The sequence below is a fragment of the Mycobacterium sp. NGS51 genome (assembly GCF_059812525.1).
Map to the genome: position 1 here is coordinate 172780 of NZ_JCALCV010000010.1, position 6465 is coordinate 179244.

8 protein-coding genes are annotated in these 6465 nt (G+C 64.4%); all 8 read left to right on the forward strand.

The annotated features are described in order from the left end of the window. Positions 1–160: 160 nt before the first annotated feature. Complete coding sequence (locus AC5Y5W_RS14585; protein ID WP_500022383.1) at positions 161–1081, forward strand: PAC2 family protein; 921 nt, start codon at positions 161–163, stop codon at positions 1079–1081. Positions 1082–1185: 104 nt separating this feature from the next. After that, on the forward strand, positions 1186–1500 hold the full coding sequence (locus tag AC5Y5W_RS14590) for a PE domain-containing protein (protein ID WP_500022384.1): 315 nt from the start codon (positions 1186–1188) through the stop codon (positions 1498–1500). Positions 1501–1503: 3 nt separating this feature from the next. Next, the gene (locus tag AC5Y5W_RS14595; protein ID WP_500022385.1) at positions 1504–3288 is read left to right on the forward strand and encodes an alpha/beta hydrolase; all 1785 of its coding nucleotides are present in this window, start codon (positions 1504–1506) and stop codon (positions 3286–3288) included. Positions 3289–3299: 11 nt separating this feature from the next. After that, positions 3300–3824, forward strand: a complete 525-nt coding sequence (locus tag AC5Y5W_RS14600; protein WP_500022386.1) for a lipoprotein LppJ family protein — start codon at positions 3300–3302, stop codon at positions 3822–3824. 176 nt (positions 3825–4000) lie between these two features. Beyond that, complete coding sequence (locus AC5Y5W_RS14605; protein ID WP_500022387.1) at positions 4001–4786, forward strand: prolipoprotein diacylglyceryl transferase; 786 nt, start codon at positions 4001–4003, stop codon at positions 4784–4786. A 158-nt stretch (positions 4787–4944) separates the two neighbouring features. Next, positions 4945–5202 carry a hypothetical protein gene (locus AC5Y5W_RS14610; RefSeq protein WP_500022388.1) on the forward strand — a complete coding sequence of 86 codons (258 nt, stop codon included), beginning with the start codon at positions 4945–4947 and terminating at the stop codon, positions 5200–5202. Positions 5203–5312: 110 nt separating this feature from the next. Continuing rightward, on the forward strand, positions 5313–5600 hold the full coding sequence (locus AC5Y5W_RS14615) for a hypothetical protein (RefSeq protein ID WP_500022389.1): 288 nt from the start codon (positions 5313–5315) through the stop codon (positions 5598–5600). An 8-nt stretch (positions 5601–5608) separates the two neighbouring features. After that, the coding region (locus tag AC5Y5W_RS14620; protein WP_500022390.1) for a radical SAM protein at positions 5609–6465 on the forward strand (857 nt) is incomplete at its 3' end.

A 6465-nucleotide genomic window follows, 5' to 3' on the forward strand; every position in this document is an offset into this window, starting at 1 on the left:
GCCGAGCGTGGCGGATACCGGACGGGGGGCAGGCCCCCTCCAGAAAACCGTTGCAACGCCTCTCGACCAGAAAAGTCTACGTCGTCACTCGACGGCTGGACGCCCGTCCCAGCTCGACCCGGTGGAGGTCATCCCCACAAGCATAGCCGGACTATGGAAAATGGTCGGTTCGTCGCCACCGCGTCAGCCTCCATGGGTCGTTACGCTGATTGGCGTGACCAGCGCTGTGCTCCCCGAACTGCACAACACCATCGTCGTGGCGGCGTTCGAGGGCTGGAACGACGCCGGGGACGCGGCCAGCGACGCGCTGGAACATCTGGACGCCATCTGGGAAGCCGACCCGATCGTCGAGATCGACGACGAGGCCTACTACGACTACCAGGTCAACCGTCCGGTGATCCGCCAGGTCGACGGTGTCACTCGGGAACTGGTGTGGCCGTCGATGCGGATCACCCATTGTCGCCCGCCGGGCAGCGACCGCGACATCGTGTTGATGCACGGGGTCGAGCCGAATATGCGGTGGCGGACGTTCTGCGCGGAGCTGCTGGCCATCGCCGACAAGCTCAACGTCGACACCGTGCTGATCCTCGGTGCGCTGCTGGCCGACACGCCGCACACCCGGCCGGTGCCGGTGTCGGGCGCGGCCTACTCCGCCGACTCGGCGCAGCACTTCGGGTTGGAGGAAACCCGTTACGAGGGACCGACCGGTATCGCCGGCGTGTTTCAGGATGCCTGCGTCGCGGCCGGTATCCCGGCGGTGACGTTCTGGGCCGCGGTGCCGCACTACGTCTCGCAACCGCCCAACCCGAAGGCCACGGTGGCGTTGCTGCGTCGCGTCGAGGATGTGCTCGACGTCGAGGTGCCGCTGGGCGATCTGCCGGCGCAGGCCGAGGAGTGGGAGCAAGCCGTCACCGAGATGACCGCCGATGACGAGGAGATCGCCGAATACGTGCACTCGCTGGAGGAGCGCGGCGACGCCGACGTGGAGATGCACGAGGCGCTGGGCAAGATCGACGGCGACGCGCTGGCCGCGGAGTTCGAGCGCTATCTGCGCCGCCGCCGGCCCGGCTTCGGGCGCTAACCGCTGGCGCGCCATCGTTGTCAAGCCGCCGCGGCAATTGGTGAGTCGCCGGCAGCTGGAGGGTAGGTATATTTGGCACACGACGTATTAGAGAGGGGGTGCTGATGGCGCTGCCTCGTTTGCACGTCCAGGTCGGTGTACTTTCCGGCATCGGGCAGGAACTGGTGGGTGCGGCCAACGCGATCCCAGCGGCCCCCAGTGCAGTCTCTCCCGCTGGCGCTGATCCGCTGTCGACGGTTATCGCAGCTCACGTAAGAAGCGGTGTCGCTCCCCTGGTCGCGCACCGCCCAGTGGCCAAGGAAGAAGCGAGCTGCTACGCGCAGGCTCTGGGCGCCGCCGCACTTGCCTATGTCGGAACCGATGAACCGCTGGGCGACGAGATCGACCGGCAGCTACCTGGCATGTCCACGACGGGCTAACTGATGGGCGTTGACCGCCCCGGTGGACCATATGGTGCGGAGATCACTGCGCCACCGGCCTGGCCCGAGGTCGACGAGACCATACTCCTGGATGCGGCCGATGCTTTCGACGCCGACCAAAAGGCCGTCGATGATCAGCTGTGGGTGTTTCAGCAGGGCCGCATGAGGCTCTTCGAGGATGGTGTTTGGTCGGGTCAGGCCGCCGCTGCCGCCCACGCGAAACACCAGAAGCAGATCAACGCGCTGCAAGCTCACGTGCAAGGATCGGCGGCGGCAGCCAAGCTCTACCGCGATTCGGCCGGCGTGGTAGTCAGCACCAAGCAGCAGATTATCGAGAACGTCGAGAACGCCCAGAAGCTGATCAACCAGGTCGCTAGCGACTCACAGGCAACAGTCGAGCAGAAAGACGCATTCATCAAGGGCCTGGTGAAATCGACGCACGTCGAAAATGTCGAACTCGTCCAAGCCGGTGCGGCCAAGCTGGGCAAGCTCCCCGCCGGCGAACCGAAGTTCGCCCCGGCCGACTTCAGGGGTCGTGACGTGCCGCTGGCACCGCAGCCGCCCGAGGACCCCAGCCAGCAGATCCCTAAAGCTGGCACCGACCCGCACGAGGTCAAACGCTGGTGGGACTCGCTGAGCCAACCGCAGAAAGAGCAACTGCTCCGCGAGCATCCGGACACGCTGGGCAACCTAGATGGCATTTATGTTCCGGACCGCAGCACGGCCAATACGACCGTCATGGAGCAGGATCTGGACCGAGTTACTCACGCGGCGTCGGATCACCACGTCGCCGTTGAGGAAGTGACCGCTCATCCGCAGAATTACGGTCTCACCGCAACCGATGTCACCCGCTACACCAACGCGGTCCAAGTCAAGAATGGGCTGGAGTACAACAGTAGGAAGACCCATGCTCCGACATTTCTTCAGGTGTACGAGCCGGAGAAGTTCAACGGACAGGGTCGTGCGGCGATCGCGATCGGGAACCCGGACACCGCGGCCAACACCGCTGTGGTGGTGCCTGGCACCAGCCACAGCGTCACCGAAGGCTGGCTGTCCAGCAATGACGCGGCGAATTTGTACAACGAGACCGCTTTCGCCGATCATGGTCGGAGCACCTCGGTTGTGGCGTGGATGGGCTACAACGCACCCGACAGCCTCGGCGATCCCCAAGTGGGGCAGACCGGACTCGCGCATCAAGGCGGTGGCTTGCTGGCGTCGGATGTCAACGCGCTCAATGTGACTCACCAGGGTGCCTCCGACGTCACGGTGATCGGGCATTCCTATGGCTCAACGACGGTCGCCGATGCCGCGGCGGGTTACGGGATGCACGCCAACGACGTAGTTTTGATCGGATGCCCGGGCACCGACATGGCCCACAGCACCGCCGACTTTCATCTAGCGCCAGGGGGCCACGTCTATGTGGGGGCCGCCTCGACCGATCCGATCACGCAGTTGGGCGGCATACCACAGGTGCACGCGCCCGGAACCGATGTCACCCTCGCCCTGGGAGCGGACCCAGCAGTGGACGGCTTCGGTTCCACCCGTTTCAAAGCCGAGGTGCCCGGACTGACATTCAACGACCACAGCCACTACTATGACCCCGGCAGCGAATCCCTGTTCAGCATGGCCGACATCGCATCGGGTCACGGCGACGCGTTAGAGCGTCACGGCATGACCGCCCCGCACCGCGACACCGTCCTTAGTCAAATCATCGAGGCTTCCGGGATTCCGGGCGCCAGCGACCCGGAACTTTATCGGCCGGGCACGTCCGGGCACTACCACCGGTAGCAGGAGCGAAAATGCGTACGAGAATGCAGACCATTCAGCTGCTCATTACTGCCATAGCCGTTGTGGCAGTCGTAACGTCAGGATGCGGACTAATGAACAATTTGCAAGCCGCCAGCGTGACGAATCCGATGACACCTGAGCAGTCCAAGGCTCAAGTTGTCGATGCCGCACGCGAGATAGCCCGTGCTCTCGGTCTACATGTCGTCGACGCCGCGTTTTCGCACTCGTCGTGCAACGATGACGGCGACCCGCCTTTCCGTGGAGAAGTGAATATCGCCTACCCGCCCGCGGCGAGCTTTGAAGCATCAGAAGCCGAGATCGCCGGGATGGTGCAACGCCTTCGGAGCCTCGGTTGGACAGGGGACGCTGAGTTCCATAGCCATGGCACAGTGCTGAAAAAGAACAATGTCGTCGCCATATTCGGCCCCCAGAACGTCAGTACGCCTAACCGAGGCATCGACGTGCTCGGCGAGTGCCGGGATGTGACTACCACGAAACAAACTAGAGGATCGGTCGAAGACGTCAACCTCGGCTAGTAGCGTTGTCTGTCACGCTGGCAACTATTCTCGCCCCAATTAGAGTCACACGACGCAGCCATTGGCCTACTTACAACACTGACAGCTGATATCCCGCCTGGCTTAGCCGAGATCCAGCAGGTACAGACCACTCAATTCGAGAGCGTCGAGAACCATGATGCCGATACGCTTGCCGGATGGTTCCGCGATGGCACGTCGGCCCCATAGACTTGCCGGTCCACGGGACATTCGTCGCGCTGGGCGTACTGGCCGCCACCGCAGTTTTCGCCGCCGAGGCGCGCCGTCGGCAGGCACTCAATGAGCAATCGCTGGTCGCAGTGACCGGCGCGCTAGTCGGCGGCGCGATCGGGATGCGGTTATCGGGATGGGCGCAGCATCTCGATTTTCGGCTCAACCCAACGTTGCTGCAGGCGTGGCAGTTTGGTGCCCGCAGCATTCTCGGCGGTCTCCTGGGCGCCTACGCCGGCGTGTTGATTGCCAAGCGGATCGGTGGCTATCGCGGCAAAACCGGTGATCTGTTCGCGCCCGCGGTCGCGCTGGGGATGGCAATCGGCCGGATCGGGTGTCACCTGACGGAAGCCCCGGGCCGGCCGACCAGCCTGCCGTGGGGTGTCCATGCGTCGGCTGCCACCCCGAAATGCCCGGGGTGTCTGGCTGCGGCGGCGATGCATCCGTCGTTCATATACGAAATCGTTTTTCAGCTGGCCGCGTTCGCGGTGCTGCTGTGGCTGCGCGGCCGGATCACTCAGCCCGGTGAGCTGTTCGTGATCTACATTGCCGGCTACGCGGTATTCCGGTTCCTAGTTGAGTTCACCCGGGCCAACGACACGGTGTGGCTGGGATTAACTCGGCCGCAATGGTTTTTGCTGCCGTCGCTGCTGGCGGTGGGGCTGCGGTTGAGCTACGGTCACCGGCGCGGCCATTACGACGCGTTGCTCCCCCGTCAAAAGACACCCGCATGACGGCGCCGCCGCCAGTGCCACCGGATCAGCCCGAGGGCGGCTGGCAATGGCCCGGCAGTCCTGACCAACCCCGCCCCGGCGGGCCTGGTTGGCCGGTGCCGCGTCGAAGCCCCCGCGCAGATGTTCTAGGAGGCGCAGCGGTCGGCGTCGTCGTCTACGTGGCTATCAACACTGTGATTGGACCATGGGTGCTTTGGGGACTGGCCAATATCCTGACCCCGAACCTGGCCTTCGCGCTGGGCGCGATCGCGCTGGCCGCGGTCGCGTTCGGTGCGGGCGGTGCGTTGGTCGCTCAGCGCAGCCGATCGACCAAAGGCTTCGGTATGGGGTTGATGATCGGGTGGGCGTTGACGTCGATCCTCACATTGGGTATCTGCACGGGTTTGAACCCAGTGATGTACGGCTGGTCGCATTGACCGTCCCACCGTCGGATCCGCAGGACCCGTGGGAATCGCGCCGCGGCGGCCCTCCACCTGACCATGGGCAGCGTCCACGCCGACATAACGGCGGCAAGCTGCGGCCCCGTATGCGGGTCGCGGATGTCGTGGCAGGGGTCTTTCTTTACTGGGCGATCAACCTGCCCGGTGGTTTCGCTGTGCTCGGCTGGAGTAGCAGTGGCCGGCCAGCGGCGACCGCGCGTGGCGCGGTTGTCTTGGCCCTGATCGCATTCGGCGGCGGCGGGGCGCTGCTGGCGACCTACAATGCATTAGCGCAGGCGATCGGTTTGGGTTTGATGATCGGGTGGGCGCTCACATCGATCCTCACCGTCGGCTACTGCACTGGGCTGAACCCAGCGATGTACGAAGGGGCCTGATGGCTGGCATGGGCTTGCGGGGCGACCGTATCCACCGCTACGTCAACGCGTTCTGCCCCCATTGCCACATCGAGCAGCCCGAGCGCCCGCTAAGCGCTGTGCCGCGGCTCAGCGGCTGGCTGGCTGTCCGCGACGAGCGGGTCTGGCTCGAGCGGGGCTGCCCCGGCCACGGGATGGTGCGCACCCTCTACGATGAAAACCCCGAAATCCTTGCCTATCTTGAGGAGTGGACGGCGCCCACCAAGTCCCATGTCCCCGATGCGGCGGGAAACTTCGAGGCGATCCCGGCGGCGTACCTGCGCGGTCTGCCCGAGATGCAGACCCAGCACACCTGCATCCTTCTGGAAGACATCGCCGAGACATGCAACCTGCGCTGCCCGACGTGTTTCGCCGACTCCTCCCCCGACTTAAGCAACGTGGTCGCGGTGCGCGACGTGCTCGCCAACGTCGATCAGCGGCTCGAGCGAGAGAACGGCCGCATCGACGTGCTGATGCTCTCCGGTGGCGAACCCACCCTGCATCCACATCTGCCGCAACTACTGGCCGAACTGTCCGCACGCCCGATCACCCGAATCCTGGTCAACACCAACGGCATACGCATCGCCTCCGACAACACCCTGCTGGACCTACTCACAGAACACCGCGAGCGTGTCGAGACCTACCTGCAATACGACGGGCTGTCGCTGGCCGCGCACCGCCACCACCGTGGGGGCGACTTGCGCCGCATCAAACAGGACGCACTGCAGCGGCTCTCCAAGCGCGAAATCTTCACCACCCTGGTCATGACGGTCGCTTTGGGCGTCAATGAAGGCGAAATCGGTGACGTCGTCAAAGTCGCATTGCAAACGCCATACGTCGGCGGAGT

Bases quoted from the DNA above. Each gene is read 5' to 3' on its own strand.
- AC5Y5W_RS14600 (WP_500022386.1), top strand. From the start codon at position 3,300: ATGCGTACGAGAATGCAGACCATTCAGCTGCTCATTACTGCCATAGCC.
- AC5Y5W_RS14585 (WP_500022383.1), top strand. From the start codon at position 161: ATGGTCGGTTCGTCGCCACCGCGTCAGCCTCCATGGGTCGTTACGCTG.
- AC5Y5W_RS14605 (WP_500022387.1), top strand. From the start codon at position 4,001: ATGGTTCCGCGATGGCACGTCGGCCCCATAGACTTGCCGGTCCACGGG.
- AC5Y5W_RS14590 (WP_500022384.1), top strand. From the start codon at position 1,186: ATGGCGCTGCCTCGTTTGCACGTCCAGGTCGGTGTACTTTCCGGCATC.
- AC5Y5W_RS14615 (WP_500022389.1), top strand. From the start codon at position 5,313: ATGCGGGTCGCGGATGTCGTGGCAGGGGTCTTTCTTTACTGGGCGATC.
- AC5Y5W_RS14595 (WP_500022385.1), top strand. From the start codon at position 1,504: ATGGGCGTTGACCGCCCCGGTGGACCATATGGTGCGGAGATCACTGCG.